This is a genomic window from Methylocapsa polymorpha (genome assembly GCF_045689225.1).
Lineage (GTDB): Bacteria > Pseudomonadota > Alphaproteobacteria > Rhizobiales > Beijerinckiaceae > Methylocapsa > Methylocapsa polymorpha.
In genome coordinates this window covers 394,289-411,985 of sequence record NZ_CP136862.1, presented here as the reverse complement: position 1 = coordinate 411,985, position 17,697 = coordinate 394,289, and the positions used below count along the sequence as shown (strand labels likewise).

The 17,697-nt window shown below is 61.4% G+C and carries 15 protein-coding genes; 6 read left to right on the top strand and 9 right to left on the bottom strand.

The window, feature by feature from the left end; translation table 11 throughout:
- Position 1: 1 nt before the first annotated feature.
- Positions 2 to 2,476 carry a glycogen/starch/alpha-glucan phosphorylase gene (locus tag RZS28_RS02090; RefSeq protein WP_407339566.1) on the bottom strand — a complete coding sequence of 825 codons (2,475 nt, stop codon included), beginning with the start codon at positions 2,474 to 2,476 and terminating at the stop codon, positions 2 to 4.
- 465 nt (positions 2,477 to 2,941) lie between these two features.
- On the opposite strand from RZS28_RS02090, the gene RZS28_RS02085 reads away from it, so the two are divergent.
- The 3 genes from RZS28_RS02085 to RZS28_RS02075 all read left to right on the top strand — a co-directional run bounded on the left by RZS28_RS02085 (position 2,942) and on the right by RZS28_RS02075 (position 7,892).
- Positions 2,942 to 4,126, top strand: coding sequence for an efflux RND transporter periplasmic adaptor subunit (locus RZS28_RS02085; RefSeq protein WP_407339565.1), 1,185 nt, complete (start codon positions 2,942 to 2,944; stop codon positions 4,124 to 4,126).
- Positions 4,123 to 7,293 (top strand): efflux RND transporter permease subunit, encoded by a 3,171-nt coding sequence (locus tag RZS28_RS02080; RefSeq protein ID WP_407339564.1) that lies wholly within the window; start codon positions 4,123 to 4,125, stop codon positions 7,291 to 7,293. The genes RZS28_RS02085 and RZS28_RS02080 overlap by 4 nt, the downstream gene beginning before the upstream one ends.
- A gap of 128 nt (positions 7,294 to 7,421) precedes the next feature.
- Entirely contained in the window at positions 7,422 to 7,892 is a 471-nt protein-coding gene (locus RZS28_RS02075; RefSeq protein WP_407339563.1) for a cupin domain-containing protein, read from the top strand.
- Here the strand turns inward: RZS28_RS02075 and argH are convergent.
- Positions 7,861 to 9,282, bottom strand: a complete 1,422-nt coding sequence (gene argH, locus RZS28_RS02070) for an argininosuccinate lyase (RefSeq protein WP_407339562.1) — start codon at positions 9,280 to 9,282, stop codon at positions 7,861 to 7,863. The two genes, RZS28_RS02075 and argH, sit on opposite strands and share 32 nt — an antisense overlap.
- A gap of 29 nt (positions 9,283 to 9,311) precedes the next feature.
- Between argH and tlpA the strand changes: the two genes are divergently transcribed.
- A complete protein-coding gene (gene tlpA, locus RZS28_RS02065) occupies positions 9,312 to 9,977 on the top strand; it encodes a thiol:disulfide interchange protein TlpA (RefSeq protein WP_407339561.1) in 666 nt (221 codons plus the stop codon).
- On the opposite strand, the gene RZS28_RS02060 is transcribed toward tlpA, so the two are convergent.
- The 7 genes from RZS28_RS02060 to purC form a co-directional block, all read right to left on the bottom strand.
- Positions 9,968 to 10,477 carry an O-acetyl-ADP-ribose deacetylase gene (locus RZS28_RS02060; RefSeq protein WP_407339560.1) on the bottom strand — a complete coding sequence of 170 codons (510 nt, stop codon included), beginning with the start codon at positions 10,475 to 10,477 and terminating at the stop codon, positions 9,968 to 9,970. The genes tlpA and RZS28_RS02060 overlap by 10 nt on opposite strands.
- Before the next feature lie 175 nt (positions 10,478 to 10,652).
- Positions 10,653 to 10,991 (bottom strand): Grx4 family monothiol glutaredoxin, encoded by a 339-nt coding sequence (gene grxD / locus RZS28_RS02055; RefSeq protein WP_407339559.1) that lies wholly within the window; start codon positions 10,989 to 10,991, stop codon positions 10,653 to 10,655.
- An 80-nt stretch (positions 10,992 to 11,071) separates the two neighbouring features.
- Entirely contained in the window at positions 11,072 to 11,305 is a 234-nt protein-coding gene (locus tag RZS28_RS02050) for a BolA/IbaG family iron-sulfur metabolism protein (protein WP_407339558.1), read from the bottom strand.
- Positions 11,306 to 11,383: 78 nt separating this feature from the next.
- Positions 11,384 to 13,591: a phosphoribosylformylglycinamidine synthase subunit PurL gene (purL, locus tag RZS28_RS02045; protein WP_407339557.1), complete on the bottom strand. Its 2,208-nt coding sequence runs from the start codon at positions 13,589 to 13,591 to the stop codon at positions 11,384 to 11,386.
- An 81-nt stretch (positions 13,592 to 13,672) separates the two neighbouring features.
- Positions 13,673 to 14,356 carry a phosphoribosylformylglycinamidine synthase subunit PurQ gene (gene purQ / locus RZS28_RS02040; RefSeq protein WP_407339556.1) on the bottom strand — a complete coding sequence of 228 codons (684 nt, stop codon included), beginning with the start codon at positions 14,354 to 14,356 and terminating at the stop codon, positions 13,673 to 13,675.
- A 106-nt stretch (positions 14,357 to 14,462) separates the two neighbouring features.
- Complete coding sequence (gene purS / locus RZS28_RS02035; protein WP_407339555.1) at positions 14,463 to 14,711, bottom strand: phosphoribosylformylglycinamidine synthase subunit PurS; 249 nt, start codon at positions 14,709 to 14,711, stop codon at positions 14,463 to 14,465.
- Positions 14,712 to 14,940: 229 nt separating this feature from the next.
- Positions 14,941 to 15,735, bottom strand: a complete 795-nt coding sequence (gene purC, locus RZS28_RS02030) for a phosphoribosylaminoimidazolesuccinocarboxamide synthase (RefSeq protein WP_407339554.1) — start codon at positions 15,733 to 15,735, stop codon at positions 14,941 to 14,943.
- A 396-nt stretch (positions 15,736 to 16,131) separates the two neighbouring features.
- On the opposite strand from purC, the gene RZS28_RS02025 reads away from it, so the two are divergent.
- On the top strand, positions 16,132 to 16,494 hold the full coding sequence (locus tag RZS28_RS02025) for a DUF1476 domain-containing protein (RefSeq protein WP_407339553.1): 363 nt from the start codon (positions 16,132 to 16,134) through the stop codon (positions 16,492 to 16,494).
- A gap of 146 nt (positions 16,495 to 16,640) precedes the next feature.
- Positions 16,641 to 17,630: a tyrosine recombinase XerC gene (locus RZS28_RS02020; protein WP_407339552.1), complete on the top strand. Its 990-nt coding sequence runs from the start codon at positions 16,641 to 16,643 to the stop codon at positions 17,628 to 17,630.
- The last annotated feature ends 67 nt before the right edge of the window (positions 17,631 to 17,697 follow it).

Below are 17,697 nucleotides of genomic sequence, written 5' to 3'. Positions count from 1 at the left end.
CTCACCCCCGTCCGGGCGGCTTCACCGGAACGTCCCAGATGTCCTTGGCGTATTCGGCAATTGTGCGGTCAGATGAGAACCAACCCATATGCGCCGTGTTGAGGGCGGCGGCCCGCCACCACGAGCGCTTGTCGCGCCACCGCCGGAATACAGCGCGCTGCGCTTCGTAATAGCTCTCGAAATCGGCCGTCACCATGAAATAGTCGTGATGGATCAAGATGTCGACAAGTCCGCGATAGCGGTCCGGCTCATCGGGCGAGAAGACGCCGGAGGCGATCGCTTCGAGCACTTCGGCGAGCTTGGCGGACCGGTTGATCGCGTCGCTTCCGTCTATGCCGCGGTGGCGATGCGCCTCGACCTCTTCCGCAGTGAGTCCGAAAATGAAGATATTGTCGGCTCCGACCTTCTCGCGGATCTCGACATTGGCGCCGTCTAGCGTGCCGATCGTGAGCGCGCCGTTCAAGGCGAGCTTCATATTGCCGGTGCCAGAAGCTTCCATGCCCGCCGTCGAGATCTGCTCCGAGAGGTCGGCCGCTGGGATGATCCGCTCGGCCAGGCTCACATTATAGTTCGGCAGGAAGACGACCTTCAAAATTCCTCGCACCGTCGGGTCGGCGTTCACGATCTTGGCGACGTCATTGGCGAGCTGGATGATCAGCTTCGCCGTCGCGTAGCTCGCCGCCGCTTTTCCAGAGAAAATCTTGACGCGGGGAATCCAATCGCGCATCGGCTGGGCGCGGATCATGTCATAGACCGCGATCGTCTCCAGAATGTTGAGGATCTGGCGCTTGTACTCATGAATGCGCTTGATCTGAACGTCGAACAGCGCGTCGGGATCGATCTTGATCCCGAGCCGATGCCGCACGAGCTTGGCGAGCGCGACCTTGTTTGCGCGGCGCTCCGCCGCATAGCGCTCCTGGAACGCCGCATCTCCGGCGACGGCGGCGACCTTCTCGAGCAACCTTGCGTCGTCGAGCAGCCGGTCGCCCACGACTTCGGTCAGCAGGCTGGTCAGTCCGGGATTGGCCTCCTTCAGCCAGCGCCGGAAGGTGACGCCATTCGTCTTGTTGGTGATCCGGCCCGGAAGCACGGCGTCAAGCTCGCGAAACACCGTGACCTTCAGCAAGTCCGAATGAAGCCTGGAAACGCCGTTCACCTTATGCGAACCCAGGAAGGCGAGATGGCCCATGCGGACGCGGCGTCCATGCGCCTCATCGATCAGAGAGATTGCGGCGAGCCGTTCGCCGGTAGAATCGGCGAGCTTGCTAGCTTGATCGAGATGGATGGCGTTGATCAGATAGATGATCTGCATATGGCGCGGCAGCAGCCGCTCCATTAGCGGGACCGGCCAGGTCTCCAGCGCCTCCGGCAACAGCGTATGGTTGGTGTAGCCGAATGTGGCTTGCGTGATCGCCCAGGCGTCGCGCCAGGGGACGTCGTGAAGATCGACGAGGATGCGCATCAGCTCGGCGACCGCGATCGCGGGATGGGTGTCGTTGAGCTGGATCGCGACCTTGTCGGCGAGCGACAATATCCCGCCATGCTGGCGGAGATGGCGGAGCACCAGATCCTGCAGCGAGGCGGAGGCGAAGAAAAATTCCTGACGCAGCCGAAGCTCTTGCCCTGCCGGGGTGGTGTCGCCTGGATAAAGCACCTTGGAGATAGACTCGGCGCGCACCTGATCCATCAGCGCGCCGACATGGTCGCCGCTGTTGAATTTGTCGAGCCGCAGCGGATCCGGCGCGCGCGCCGACCACAGCCGCAGCGTATTGATATGAGCGCCGCGCCAACCGGCGATCGGCGTGTCATAGGCGACGGCTTCGACCGTCTCGCCAGGCAGCCAGACATGCTTGACGGTGCCATCCGGCTGGTGCTCAGCCTCGATGCGCCCGCCGAAGCCGATCTCGTAATCCACCTCGGGGCGCTGGAACTCCCAAGGATTTCCAAACGCCAGCCATTCTTCGGGATATTCGAGTTGCCGGCCGTCCTTGATGCGCTGGCGGAACAGGCCATGATCATAGCGAATGCCATAGCCGAAGGCCGCGATCGAGAGAGTCGCCAGGCTCTCCATGAAGCAGGCGGCGAGCCGGCCCAAGCCGCCATTGCCAAGCGCCGCGTCGGGTTCGACCTCGCGTAGCTCGTCGAGATCCACGCCGAGGGCGAAGAGCGCCGCCCGCGTCGGCTCCACCATCTCCATATTTGTCAGCGCGTCGAACAAGAGGCGGCCGATAAGGAACTCAACGCTTAGATAATAGACCTGCTTGCGGCCGGTTCGATTGACCTCATCGATCGAAGCGAGCCAGCGTTCGACGATCCGGTCGCGCGCCACAAACGCAGTCGCGACGAACCAGTCGTGGGAACTGGCGGCTTCGAGGCTCTTGCCGACCGAGTAGATCAGCTTGTTGAGGATCGCCTCCTTGATCGCCGCAGCCGCGTCTGCGTCGGAAGCCGCCCGGTCTTCGACTTTGATGTCCATTAAGACGGAGCTCCCTCGTTTACAAAGGCCGAACGCGCGCGCAGACGAAACGTGCGTCGCTGCTTGCCATCAATGCGCACTGGCCGGAGACCAGCGCCATCCGATAGCTCAAGACTTCCTCGTCCTTCGTGACCGGAGGCGGCCACGCGCCGCTTGAAGCGACTAGATCCTAGCGCATGCGCGGAAGACTATAAAGATCGCCTTTTCCCAAGCTTGAGCAGTTTTGTGACGGAGCGGCGCCTGGTCGTGACGCTAAAATGCGACGAAGCCTCCAAGGCGCGCCGCGGCGCTCCGAGCAATATGTTAGGATTTTTGTCCAAAGATCCGCTGACGAATCTGCGTGGACCTGCTGGTCTTGGAGACCGACAGGCGTTAGCTTGCGCCGAGGACCACGGCGGCGGGTGGGCGACGTCTTCGTAGCGGCGCCGGCGCAATAATCTGCGCTCGTCAGCGAGGATCCGATCGATGGGCAGGATTGAGGCGGCCATGGATAATATTGCGGCGACGTTGAGCAAGGGATTGGCCGTAGCCGCCTTGTCGCTTCTGACTCTCGCAGGCTGCAACAACCAAAACAAGTATCAGCCGCCGCCGGTCGCCGACGTCACGGTCGTGAAATCGCAACAGCGCAAGGTCACGCTGTATAGCGAGCTGACCGGGGCCACGGCGGCTTTCAACAAGGTTGACCTCGTCGCGCGCGTGCAGGGCTTTCTTGAAAAGATCGGGTACAAGGACGGCGCCAAGGTCAACAAAGGCGATCTCCTGTTCAAGATCCAGCCCAATGACTACCAGATCGCTCTGACGATCGCGAAAGCTGCGCAGGAGCAGCAAGAGGCTCTTCTCGTGCAGGCCGACGCCGACCTCAAGCGCAAGCAGGAATTGGTGGCGCGTCAATCTTCGTCGGTCGCCTCGCTCGATGAATCAAGGGCGAAGCGCGATTCGACCTATGCGGCGCTCGCCCAGGCCAAGGGTCAGGTCGAACAGGCCCAGCGCAATCTCGAATATACAACCATCGTCGCCCCATTCGATGGAATCGTTTCGGCGCGGCTTGCGGACGCCGGCGCCTTCGTCGGGGCAAGCGGGCCAACCAAGCTCGCGACGATCGTCCAGGTCGATCCGATCTACGTCAATTTCAATGTCGATGAGCAGCAAGTGCTTCGCGTGCGTCAACGGCTGAGCGATCTCGGCGTGACGATCAGGCAGCTTGGGCCGATTCCGGTCGAGATTGGCTTGCAGACGGAGGAGGGCTATCAACACAGCGGCAAGATTGATTACATAGCGCCGGAAATCGATCGAAACACCGGCACGCTCCCGGTCCGAGCCGTTCTCGATAATAAGAACACCTTGTTCCTGCCTGGCCTGTTCGTGCGCGTGCGAATTCCGATCGAGCATGACGCCGAAGCTGTTCTGGCGCCCGACATAGCGCTCGGCACGGCGCAACAGGGCCAATATCTTCTCGTCGTCAATGACAAGAACATTGTTGAGGAGCGCCGCGTCGAGGTCGGCGACCTGATCGACGGCGGCCTCAGGGTCATCAAGCTAGGCCTGAAGCCGGACGAGCGCGTGATCGTCGGCGGCCTTCAGCGCGCGGTCCCGGGCAATTTGGTCAATCCGATCGAAGGCGCGGCGACTGCCATGCAGGACAATCCATGATCGCGAAATTCTTCATCGAGCGGCCAGTCCTCGCTAATGTCATCGCGTTCCTGATCGTGATCCTGGGCCTTGTCGCCCTTTTCAATCTGCCGGTCGCTCAATATCCCGACGTCGTGCCGCCGACGGTGCAGGTGACGGCTCGTTATCCAGGAGCGAGCCCGGCGACCGTGGTGCGCGACGTCGCGCTTCCGATCGAGCAAAAGGTCAATGGCGTCGAGGGCATGATCTACATGTCGTCGATGAGCACGAGCGACGGGCAATATACGCTCACGGTGACATTCAAGATTGGAACCGATGCGGACAAGGCGCAGATCCTTGTCCAGAATCGGGTCGCCACCGCCATGTCGCAATTGCCGCAAGCGGTGCAAGTTCAAGGCATCCAAACCAATAAGAGATCGACGTCGATTCTCGAGATCGTGTCGCTGAGTTCGCCCGACGGCGCCTATGACAGCCTGTTCCTGTCGAACTACGCCACGATCAACCTGCTCGACGAGATTTCGCGCATCGACGGGGTCGGCAATGTATCGATCTTCGGGGCCGGCCAATATGCGATGCGCATCTGGCTCGACCCGCAGAAGCTGGAGGCGCGCAAGCTTTCGCCCGCCGACGTGATCAATGTGGTTAATCTGCAAAGCCGCTCGACGGTGGCGGGTCAGGTCGGCATTCCGCCAACGCCGCCGGGGCAGAATTTCCAATATACGATCAACGTGCCGAGCAATCTTACGGTAGCCGCCGAGTTCGAGAACATCATCGTCAAGACCGAGGAATCGAGCGGCGGACCCATCACGCGGCTGAAGGACATCGCCAAAATCGAGCTTGGCGCGCAGCAATATAGTCAAAACTTCAAGCTCGATGGGCGACCCTCCGCCGGCCTTTCGGTGTTTCAGCTGCCCGAAGCAAATGCGCTCGATGTCGCGAAGCGGGTCGAGGCCCGGATGAAGGAGCTCGCCGCGTCCTTTCCGCAAGGCGTGAGCTGGTCGGTTCCTTTCGACACGACGAAATTTGTGGCGGCGGCCATTCATGACGTTTACAAAACGCTGATCGAGGCGGCCCTTCTCGTGCTGGTCGTCATCCTCGTCTTTCTGCAGGATTGGCGCGCCACGCTGGTTCCGGCGACCACGGTTCCAGTTACGATCATCGGCGCGTTCGCGGCGATCGCCGCATTCGGCTTCACCGTCAATCTTTCGACGCTCTTCGCCATCATCCTCGCGATCGGCATTGTGGTCGACGACGCGATCATCGTGGTCGAAGGCGCAGCCAAATATATCGAGCGAGGGCTGTCGCCGCATGACGCCGCCGTCAAGGCGATGGCCGAGCTGCTCGGACCGATCATCGGCATCACGCTTGTGTTGATGGCGGTCTTCGTGCCGGCGGCGTTCCTGCCGGGCTTGAGCGGCCAGATGTATCGCCAATTCGCCCTTGTCATCGCAGCGACGGCGCTCATCAGCGCGATCAACGCCGCGACCTTGAAGCCGACGCAATGCGCGCTCTGGCTGCGGCCGGTGACTCCCCCGGAGAGGCGCAATATTTTCTACCGCGCCTTCAACCACGTCTACAATGTTTCGGAGCGCTGGTACGCGGGTCTCATCGCGCAGATGGTCAAACGCAGCGGCTTCATGGCGCTTATCGTCGCCGGGCTTGTCGCTCTCTCCGTCTATGGATTGAGCCAGGTGCCTACGGCGTTCCTGCCGGTTGAGGATCAGGGCTATTTCCTGGCCGTGGTGCAACTCCCCGAAGGCGCCTCTTTGGAGCGCACGGTCCGAGCGCTGGATGGCGTGAGGGAGCGCGTGAAAACGCAGCCGGGCGTGAAGAATGTGGTCGCGATCGCCGGGATCGCCGCGCTCAACGACAGCGCCAGCCTCTCAAACGCCGGAGTCGCCTATATCATTCTCGAAGATTGGGATAAGCGAGCCAAGGGGCAGGATTTGCTCAGCCTTTACACGGCCTTGTCGGCGCGCGTGAAGTCCCTTGAGGACGGTGTCGCCTTGGTCATGCCTCCGCCGCCGATTCAAGGCATCGGCAATGTGTCCGGCGCGACGATGAAGGTCGAGATCCGCGACGGCAGCTTCGATTACGCCGAGCTGCAGCGCTTTGCGCAGGCGATGGCGGATCGGGCGGCTGACCAGTCCATGTTTTCGTTCGTGCGAAATTATTTTAGAGCCGATGCGCCGCAGCTCGACGTCACGTTCGACCGGGTCAAGACAGAAACGCTCGGGGTGCCGCTCGGCAGCGCGCTTGACGCGTTGAGCTCCTACATGGGCTCGAGCTATGTTGGACAATTCAACAGGTTTGGCCGCGTCTTCCAGATCTACGTTCAGGCGGAAGCCTCGGCGCGAGTCAACGCTGAATCCTTGAAAACCCTGCAAGTGCGAAACAACTCCGGGGATATGGTGCCTTTCGGCACAATCGCCGACATCAAGACGGTCGCAGGTCCGTCTCTCATCAGCCTCTACAATCTTTATCCGGCGGCGACGGTCATTGCCAATACTGCGCAGGGTTATAGTTCCGGGCAGGGCCTCGCCGTCATGGAGGAGATCGCCAAGAGCACGCTGCCGCCCGGCTCCGGATATGATTGGACGGCAATGTCCTTCCAGGAACAGCAAGTCGGCGGGCAGATCTATTTCGTCTATGCGCTGAGCTTGCTTTTGGTCTATCTGGTGCTCGCTGGACAATATGAAAGCTGGATTGCGCCCCTCACAGTGATCGTCTCCGTGCCTCTCGCGCTGCTCGGCACGGCTGGCGCGCTTTTGGCGTTGGGCGTTCCGAGCAACCTCTATACGCAGATCGGCCTCATCCTGCTCATCGCTCTCTCGAGCAAGAACGCCATCCTGATCGTCGAGTTCGCGCGCGAGCTCCGCATCAGGGAAGGGCATGAGATCATGGCGGCGGCGGTCGAAGCGGCGCGCGCCCGTTTCCGCCCGATCCTGATGACTTCCTTCGCCTTCATTCTTGGCGTCGTTCCGCTGGTGCTCAGCTCTGGAGCGGGGGCGAGCGCGCAGAAGTCGATCGGCATTGCCGTGTTGACGGGAATGCTCGGCTCGACGCTTCTGACCGTGGTTTTCGTTCCTTCGGTCTTTGTTGTCTTGCAGAGGTTCGAGGAATGGCGCGCCCGCGCTAAGACGTCGAAGCAAAAGGCGAAGATGGCGTCGGAGCAAAGGGTGGGTTGAGGATCGGTTGGTTTGAACGCACGCAACCAAACGGAAGCGCTGGCGTTTTTGAGGCGCGGCATGAATGCGAAGCGGACGAAGGCGTATCTGCGTAGTGCAGTTGGAGCAATCAATCTGGAGGACGGCCAATGCGTCGAAATATGTGGAAGGCTAGCGTTGCATCGGGGCTTTTGAGCCTAAGTTTGGCCTTTGGGGGACTCCCCGTCCGGGCGGAGAGCGACGGAGTCGTGAAGCTGCCTCAAGACGTGGCTTTCAGCGAAGCCGCGGCCGGCAAGCCGCAAACGGCTGTCCTCTATGGCGATCCGGCGAAGTCCGGCCTTTACGTCATGCGATTGAAATTCCCCGCAGGCTTCAAGGTTCAGCCCCATACGCATCCCGAGGAGATTCGGACGCTCACGGTTTTGTCAGGAACCCTTTATTTCGGGTGGGGAGATAAATGGGACGAAAGCAAGGTCACGCCCTATCCGCCGGGAACCTTCTTCTCGGAGCTTCCGACGACGCCGCATTTCGTCTGGGCGAAGGATGGCGAGGTCATTGTGCAGGTCGCGGGCATTGGGCCGAGCGGCTTCATTCCGGCTCAGCACTCGACGGATGATTGACCGGCTTCTCCTTGTTCAGCCGCGCAAGCCAGCGTTTCGCTTGCGCGCGCACGTTTGACGGCGCCGTGCCGCCATAGCTCGTGCGGCTCCGAATTGATTTCTCGACGCCAAGAACCGCATAGACCTCGTCGCTGATCTTTGGCTCCACCGCCTGCATTTCGGGGAGGGTCAGCTTCTCCAGCCCTATTTTTTTCGTGGCCGCCAGCGCGACAAGGCGGCCGGTGATGTGATGCGCCTCCCGGAACGGAAGTTTCAGCCTTCGCACCAGCCAGTCGGCGAGATCGGTCGCGGTCGCATAGCCCGCTCCGGCGGCGGCCTTCATGCGCTTCAGGTCAGGCTCGAGATCGCGGACCATGCCGGTCATGGCGGCAAGGCAGAGCGACAGCGAATGAAGCGCGTCGAAGGCGCCCTCCTTGTCCTCCTGCATATCCTTGGAATAGGTCAACGGCAGGCCTTTCATGACAATGAGGAGGCCGTTGAGCGCGCCAATGATTCGCCCGGCTTTCCCGCGCACGAGCTCGGCCGCGTCAGGATTGCGCTTTTGCGGCATGATCGAGGAGCCTGTCGTGAATTTGTCCGACAAGGCCGCGAAGCCGAATTGCGGCGTCGCCCAGAGCACGATCTCTTCGGCGAAGCGCGAAAGGTGAATGGCGCAGATCGCCGCGGCGCTCAAAGTTTCGAGCACGAAATCGCGATCGGACACGCTGTCGAGCGAATTGGCCGTCGGCCGGTCGAAGCCGAGCGCTTTCGCGGTCGCGGCTCGATCGATAGGAAACGAGGTTCCCGCGAGCGCCGCCGCGCCGAGCGGCGATTCGTTCAGCCGGACTCTCGCGTCGCGCAGTCTCGAACGGTCGCGGGAGAACATTTCGACATAGGCCAGAAGATGATGGCCGAAGGTGACAGGTTGCGCCGATTGCATATGGGTGAAGCCCGGCATGACGCTTCCCGCATGGGCCAAGGCCTTGTCCGCGAGCGCCACCTGAAGCTCGCGCAATTGCCGGTCGAGCGCGTCGATCGTATCGCGGATCCAGAGCCGGAAATCGAGCGCGACCTGATCATTGCGCGAGCGCGCAGTATGAAGCCGCCCCGCCGCCGCGCCGATCAGCGCGGTAAGCCTCGCCTCGATATTCATGTGAATGTCTTCGAGCGCGCGCGAAAAGGTGAATGTGCCGTCCTCGATTTCAGCGCGGATTTCGTCTAAACCCTTCGCAATCGCCGCCGCGTCTTCTTGAGCAAGAATGCCCGTTTGCGCGAGCATGGCGACATGGGCTTGCGAGCCCGCGATGTCCTGCAAGGCGAGTCTGTAATCGAAGCCGATGGAGGCGTTGATTTCTTCCATGATGGCGTCCGGACCGCTCGCGAACCGGCCGCCCCACATTTTGTTGCTCATCTTCTCGCGCTCTTTAGAACGGTGTCCGCATGACGCAAGACGTTTCGAAACAGGAGAACAGCCCGGGTCTCGCGCGCCGCATCGGGATCGCGGCGGCCGCTATCGCCGCCGTGCTTTTGGTGATTGTCCTTTACGCGATCAAGCCGCCGGACGGCAAGGAAGCCGCTGTAAATCCTGCTTGTCCCGAAGCTTTGGCGAAGGCGGCGCGACTGCAGCCGCTTGTTCACGGAGAGATCGCGGCCCTAAGCCTCGCCAAGGCTCCAAAGCCGCTTCCCGAACTCGCTTTCAAGGCGGCTGACGGGACGCCGGTCGGGCTCGCGGATTTCAAGGGCCGCGAAGTGCTCCTGAACCTCTGGGCGACTTGGTGCGTGCCCTGCCGGCAGGAAATGCCTGCGCTCGATCGCTTGCAGGGCGCGCTCGGCTCCAAAGATTTTCTCGTGGTTGCGGTGAATATCGACACCGCCAGGCTCGAGCGGCCGAAGGCTTTCCTGAATGAGATAGGGGTAACAAATCTCGCCTTTTACGCCGACAGCACGGCGGATATTTTCCAGGCCTTGAAGCAGACCGGCAAGGTTTTGGGTCTGCCGACGACGATCCTCATCGGCGCGGATGGATGCGAGATCGGGACGATGGCCGGCCCTGCGCAATGGGATTCGCCCGAGGCTTTGGCGCTTTTGAAGGCCAGTCAGGGCTGAGTCTTTTCGGTCTCGGCCAAGGCGCGGGCGTGATGCGCCGCTGATTCTTCCGAGAAGCAGCAAAAGATGACGCGTTCGAAGTCCGCGCCCTGCGCCTTTACGCTGGCGACCGCGATTGCGGCCGCGCGGTCGGCGGGAAACCCATAGGCGCCGGTGGAAATCGCCGGAAAGGCGATCGAGCGCAAGCCGCGTTCGCTGGCGATTTCCAACGACCGGCGATAGCAGGAAGTCAGAAGCTCGTCTTCGCCGCTCCCGCCGCCGCGCCAGATCGGGCCTACGGCATGAATGACGTAGCGCGCAGGCAGGAGATAGCCTTGCGTGATCTTGGCGTCTCCCGTCGCGCAGCCGCCGAGGGTCACGCATTCGGCGCGCAATCGCGGTCCGGCGGCGCGATGTATGGCGCCGTCGACGCCGCCTCCGCCGAGCAGGGAGGAATTGGCGGCGTTTACGATCGCATCAACTGCCAGCGTCGTGATGTCCCCGACGATGATCTCCAGCATTCGCGGCCGCTCCGGAGGCCAAAGAGGATAACCATCATTCCAATATTGCGGAAACGGACGCGATTGTCATTGAAGCGCAGGAGAATGGGCGATCGGCCGCGTCAAAACGAAAAATGCCCGGCGTGAGCCGGGCAATCGTTCTATGGCTTGGTTGAGGCCGAGGCGGCCTTGACGCTTACGCCTTGGCCGGCTGCTTGTGCTCGACGCCCTTGCCGGTCAAATGCGTGGACAACTCGCCGGACTGGAACATTTCGCGCACGATGTCGCAGCCGCCGACGAACTCGCCCTTGATATAGAGCTGCGGGATGGTCGGCCAGCTCGAGAATTCCTTGATGCCTTGACGAATCTCGTCATTCTCCAGGCAATTCACATGCTCATAGGGCACGTCGAGATAGGCGAGGATTTGGACGAGCTGCCCGGAAAAGCCGCATTGCGGGAAGTTCGGGGTGCCTTTCATGAACAAGACGACGTCGTTCTTGTCGATGGTCGACTGAATAATATCCTTGATGGGCATTGCCGGATCCTTTCAGATAAAGGTTTGCCTCTGACGGAGGGTTGAAAATTTGCGACTTTGTCAGCTTTCCGACAAACGCCTCATTTCGGCGCGTAGGTCGTGAGCTGGAGAGCATGAAGCGCGCCACCCATATTGCTGCCCAGCGCCTTGTAAACGATTTGATGTTGCTGGAGCTTGGTCTTGCCGGTGAACTCGGAGGAAATGACGACAGCCGCGTAATGGTCCTTGTCGCCCACAAGGTCGGTGACCTGGACCTTGGCGTCCGGGATGCCTTCCTTGATGAGCCTCTCGATGTCAGCTTGTTCCATGGCCATGATAAATTCGTCCTCGTCTCTTCGATCGGCTGCGAAACGGAGGCGTCTCTTGCCGCGCGCTTGCCATCGCAGCCGCCCTCAAGATATTGCGCCAGCCATATAATCGGGCAGCCACTCTTCGTAGCCTTGCAATAGGTCAGCCAACAATATGGCCATCTCGCCGCCAAGGGTCAACGCGCCGCCGCCGGTCGCGCCAATGATTTCACAGGCGACGCCGGCTTTTTCCGCCTCGCTCCGGATCGCCGCGGCCTTTTCCGGAGAGGCTGTGACAATATACCGCGCCTGATCCTCGCCAAAGAGGAAATTCTGGGCCGGAAGCGACGCAGGCGTCTCAATTTTCGCGCCAATTCCGCCGGCGATCGCCATCTCGGCCAGCGCCACGGCGAGGCCCCCGTCGGAGATGTCATGCGCGGCGGTCAAGGCCCGATTAGCGATGAGGCCGCGAATGAAATCACCGTTCCGTTTTTCCGCGGCAAGATCGACCGGCGGCGGCGCGCCCTGTTCGCGGCCGCAAATCTCGCGCAAATAGAGCGATTGGCCGAGCCAGCCTTCGGTGGTTCCGATCAGGAGGATTGCGTCGCCTGGGCGCTTGATCGAGGGGGTCGCGGTCCGGCTCGCGTCTTCAAGGAGGCCGACCCCGCCGATTGAAGGGGTCGGCGGTATTCCGCGCCCGCTGCTTTCATTGTAGAGCGAGACATTGCCGGAGACGATCGGAAAATCGAGCGCGCGGCAGGCCTCGGCTATGCCCTCGATGCAGTCGACAAGCTGGCCCATGATCTCCGGCTTTTCCGGATTGCCGAAATTCAAATTATCGGTCGCCGCGCGGGGCAGGGCGCCGACGGCGGTCAGATTGCGCCAGGCTTCGGCGACCGCCTGCTTGCCGCCTTCATAGGGATCGGCCTCGCAATAGCGCTGGGTGACGTCCGTCGTGAGCGCCAAGCCCTTCGGCCCATCGCCGATCCTGATCACGGCGGCGTCGCCGCCCGGCGCCTGCGCGGTATTGCCGAGTATCAAATGGTCATATTGCTCATAGATCCAGCGCTTGGAGCAACGGTCGGGCGAGGCGAGGAGCCGCAATAGCGCCTGGGCATGAGGGACAGGCGCGGCGACTTCGCCGAGCGGCGGCCTCTTCACTGAGACGACATGCGGGCGATCGTAAAGCGGCGCGGCGTCGCCGAGCTCCTTGATCGGCAGATCGGCTTTGATCTCGCCTTTGTGCTTGACAGTGAAGCGCAGAGTATCCGTCGTCTTGCCGATGATCTCGAAATCGAGGCCCCATTTGCGGAAGACGGCTTCGGCCTGACGCGCCTTTCCAGGGTCGAGCACCATCAGCATGCGCTCTTGGCTTTCCGAAAGCAGCATTTCATAGGCCGACATGCCGGTCTCGCGACAGGGCACGGCGTCGAGATCGAGCTCGATCCCGAGATTGCCCTTGGCGCCCATTTCGACCGCGGATGAGGTGAGGCCCGCCGCGCCCATGTCCTGAATGGCGATGACGGCGCCGGTGCGCATCAATTCGAGACAGGCTTCGAGCAGCAGTTTCTCGGTAAAAGGGTCGCCGACCTGCACGGTCGGGCGCTTTTCTTCCGCATCCGCTTCGAAAGCAGCCGAGGCCATGGTCGCGCCATGGATTCCGTCGCGGCCCGTCTTCGAGCCGAGATAGACAATCGGATTGCCGACGCCGGTCGCCTTGGCGTAGAAAATCTCATCCGTTTTGGCGACGCCGACGGCCATGGCGTTGACGAGAATATTGCCGTCATAGCCTTTGTGAAAATTCGTTGAGCCGCCCACGGTCGGCACGCCGAAACTATTGCCATAGCCGCCAATGCCGGCGACGACGCCGGCGACGAGATGGCGCGTGCGCGGATGCTCGGGCGCGCCGAAGCGTAGCAGGTTCAAGCAGGCGACCGGGCGCGCGCCCATGGTGAACACGTCGCGCAAGATTCCGCCGACGCCGGTCGCCGCGCCTTGATATGGCTCGATATAAGATGGGTGGTTATGGCTCTCCATCTTGAAGATGCAGGCGAGCCCATCGCCAATGTCGATGACGCCGGCGTTTTCGCCGGGCCCCTGGATCACCCAAGGCGCCTTGGTCGGAAGGCGGCGCAAATGCAGCCGCGAGGATTTATAGGAGCAGTGCTCATTCCACATGGCCGAGAAAACGCCGATCTCGGTAAAGCTTGGCGTCCGCCCGATGAGCGCGAGAATGCGCTCATATTCGTCGGGCTTGAGGCCATGCGCGGCGGCGAGCTCGGGGGTGACTTGGGGGTCTGAATCTAGGGGCAATGGAAGGTCCGATTTGCACGTGCCGAGTATATACGCATGCTAAACCTTCTCTCGTAAGGGAGAGAAGGTCCGCCCGACCCTTCATTTGCATGCCAGGCTCTCAAACAAGCCACGCCCGTCGGTCCCGCCGACAAGCGGATCGATGAGATTTTCCGGATGCGGCATCAGGCCCAGCACGTTCAATCCTTGCGAATAGATCCCGGCAATGTCGTTCATCGAGCCATTCGGATTGCCGGCGCCGCCGATTGCGCCATCGGCGGCGCAATAGCGGAAGGCGACGCGGCCCTCGCCTTCGAGGCGCGCGATCGTCTCCTCGTCCGCGATATAATTGCCTTCGCCATGTGCGATCGCAACTTTGATGGTCTGGCCTTTGTCATATCGGGAGGCGAAGGGCGTATCGATGCGCTCGACGGTCAAATGCTGCATTCGGCAGATGAAGCGCAAATTGGCGTTGCGCATTAGGACCCCCGGCAGAAGCCCGCTTTCGACAAGGATCTGGAACCCGTTGCAAATGCCGAGCACAAGCCCGCCGTGCGCGGCATGGGCGCGGACCGCCTCCATGATCGGCGCCCGCGCGGCGATCGCGCCGCAGCGGAGATAATCGCCATAGGAAAAGCCGCCGGGGAGCACCACGAGATCGACTCCCTTCGGCAGCTCATGATCGCGGTGCCAGACGAGCGTCGGCTTGCCGCCCGTGGCCGCGATGGCGCGAAAAACATCGCCCTCGCGATTCGAGCCGGGAAACAGGATAATGGCGGCGTTCATGCTTCGATCAACTCTTTTGCGTCGCAATCGCCCGCGCGAATCAAAAAGCGCCTTTCGCTAGGCCGAATTTGGTGATGAGGTCACTTCGCATCGGCGTGGCCGTAGCTCAGGACAGTTCAACAATCTCCACGCGGAAATTCTCGACGACCTGATTCGCGAGCAGCTTCTCGCAAGCCTGGCGCAACAATCCTTCCGCGGCGGCTCGATCGGACGCCGCGAGCTCGATGTCGAAGATCTTGCCTTGGCGAACGCTTTCGATCCCGTTGAAGTCGAGCGACTTCAACGCCCCTTCAATGGCTTTGCCTTGCGGATCTAAAACGCCATCCTTGAGAGTGACGACGACGCGGGCTTTCATCGGAGACAGATCCATCTCTTTTGTCATGGATTGCAGAGCGAACGCGATCTTTGCCGCGATACAACAAAAACGGAGGCCGAAGCCTCCGCATAGTTCGATTTGCCTTGGATCGCAAATCCTACCCATCGATCGAGTCCGCCGCGTGTCGGGGGCGGCGGACGCCGGGGGCGCTTTCGCGTCGCCGCGAGAGCTTTGCCGGGGCTCCATGCAGCGGAGCCGATCCGAATTCTTACTGGACGAGCTTTGGCCCAACCGCGCGAGGCTGCTCGTTTTCCTGCAAGATGCCAAGCCGGCGCGCCACCTCGGTATAGGCCTCGACAAGGCCGCCGAGATCGCGGCGGAAACGGTCCTTATCGAGCTTGTCGTTCGATTTAATGTCCCATAGGCGGCAGGAATCGGGGGAAATCTCGTCGGCGACGGCGATGCGCATCATGTCGCCTTCCCAAAGGCGGCCGCATTCCATCTTGAAATCGACGAGGCGAATTCCGACGCCGAGGAAAAGCCCGGAGAGGAAATCGTTGACCCGAATCGCGAGGGCCATGATATCGTCGATTTCCTGCGGGCTCGCCCAGCCGAAAGCCGTGATATGCTCCTCCGAGACCATCGGATCGTTCAGCTCGTCGTTCTTATAGTAGAATTCGATGATCGAGCGGGGCAATTGCGTGCCTTCCTCGATGCCGAGCCGCGTCGAAAGCGAGCCCGCGGCGACATTGCGCACGACAATCTCGAGCGGCACGATCTCGACCTCGCGAATCAACTGCTCGCGCATGTTGAGCCGGCGGATGAAATGAGTCGGCACGCCGATGTCATTGAGATTTTGAAAGATGAACTCGGAGATTCGGTTGTTGAGGACCCCTTTGCCGTCGATCACCTCGTGCTTCTTGGCATTAAAAGCGGTTGCGTCGTCCTTGAAATGCTGGATGAGCGTACCCGGCTCGGGGCCCTCATAGAGGACCTTGGCCTTGCCTTCATATATGCGCCGGCGGCGATTCATTGGGATTAACCGTGGCTTGAGATGATCCATGGGCGGCCGTGGCTCCTGTGAACGTCCTATGGGCCGCGTCCAAACCAGCAACTACGCTGCAATGTCCGGGCGGGGCGGGCGTAGGCTATGCATCGGGCGTCGCCGCGGTTTCGAGTGAGGTCCTAGCTATTTCCGCCTTGGCGGACAAGCTGTCAGGCAGACCCTATCCGAAAGCGGGCGCCCACACAATGCTGAGCCAACGTATTGAGAAATATCTAAGATTGATTCCTCCAATTGTAACCAGCGCCCGCTTTCTAGCAGAGATCAGGGGCCGAATACAGAAGGAAATCGAGCTGCGGCCTTGCCATGCGGAGCATGGCGTTTTCGCAAAACCTTGTTAATATGGCCGCCTTCGCATGGACGCGGAGATTTGGACACTTCCATATGGGGAGCCTCATGACGACTTTCGACGAGCGCGAACAGGCATTCGAAGCCAAGCTCGCGCATGACGAGGAACTGAAGTTCAAGGCCAACGTGCGGCGTAATAAATGGCTCGGACTTTGGGCCGCCGAGAAACTCGGCAAGACGGGCGCCGCTGCGGAAGATTACGCGGCCACGCTGATCGCCGCCGACCTCGAAGAAAACAACGCCGACGAAATCTTCAAGACGATCCGCGCGGATTTCGACAAGGCCGGCGTCGACCAATCCGACCATCAAATCCACCGCAAAGCCGACGAGCTTTTCCAGGCGGCCGTCGAGGAGATCAAGACGGTCGCAGCGGAGGCCAAGGAGCAAGGTTTCGGCCGCCACGGTCATTAGACTTGAGGCCAAGTCACAGCGGCGGGGCGCGAAGTTTGTTGGCGGCGCCGCGTCGCCGGCTATCCGGCCAAGGACCATAGCCGACCCTTGTTTCATGATAGCGCAGCCTTGATGAAGCGTTAAGTTCGAGGCGCGATCATCGCGACATGCGCGCCGCCGTCCCCCGGAACGAAGACCCAGCTACCGACGTCTCGCTCGTCTTTGCGCCCGCCGATCGCGCGTTGGGGTCAGCGGCGCGGAGCTGGCTCGCCCATCTTGCCGGGGAGCGCCGCGCCTCCGCCCATACGCTCGAGTCCTATGCGCGCGATCTGCGCCAATTCCTGGCCTTTGCGGCGACTCATTTCGGCGCGGCGCCTTCGCTTGCGACAATCGCGGAGCTGACGCCTGCGGACCTGCGCGCCTTCATGGCGCAGCGGCGCGGGAAGGGCGCCGGCAGCCGCTCGCTTCTTCGCCAGCTTGCAGGGCTGCGTTCTTTTGCCCGCTATCTGGAGCGCAATGGCGAAGCCAAAACCAACGCTTTCGCCGCAGTGCGCGCGCCAAAAATTCAGCGCCGTTTGCCGAAGCCCTTGCCCGCGGAGGCCGCGCGCCAAGTCGTTGGCGTGGAAGCCCGATCCGGCGAGAACCGGCCGGCTTGGATTCTGGCCCGCGACGCCGCCGTTCTCGGCCTTTTGTATGGCGCGGGCCTGCGCATTTCCGAGGCCTTGGCCGTAAGGCGCTCAGAGGCGCCGATCGGCGAAGTCGATGTTCTGACAGTGGTCGGCAAGGGACGGAAGACGCGTAGCGTGCCGGTCATCGCGCCCGTGCGGCGGGGAATCGAAGCCTATCTCGCGCTTTGCCCCTATGTCCTTCCTCCCGAGAAGTCGCTGTTTGTCGGGGCGAAGGGCGGGCCGCTTTCGCCGCGCGTCATTCAGCTTGCCGTCGAGCGTTTGCGTGGCGCGCTGGGCCTGCCCGAGACCGCTACGCCTCATGCGCTGCGCCATTCCTTCGCCACCCATTTGCTCGGGCGAGGCGGCGATCTGCGCGCCATACAAGAGCTTTTGGGTCACGCCTCGCTCTCGACGACGCAGATCTATACTGCGGTGGATAGCGCGCGGCTCATCGAAGCCTATCGCGAGGCGCATCCGCGCGCCAAATGAGCCGACGCTGCGCCGTTGTATTTGTTTGAAAACTCAGGTCCGCATCAGTTTTGGCGGCTGATTTTGA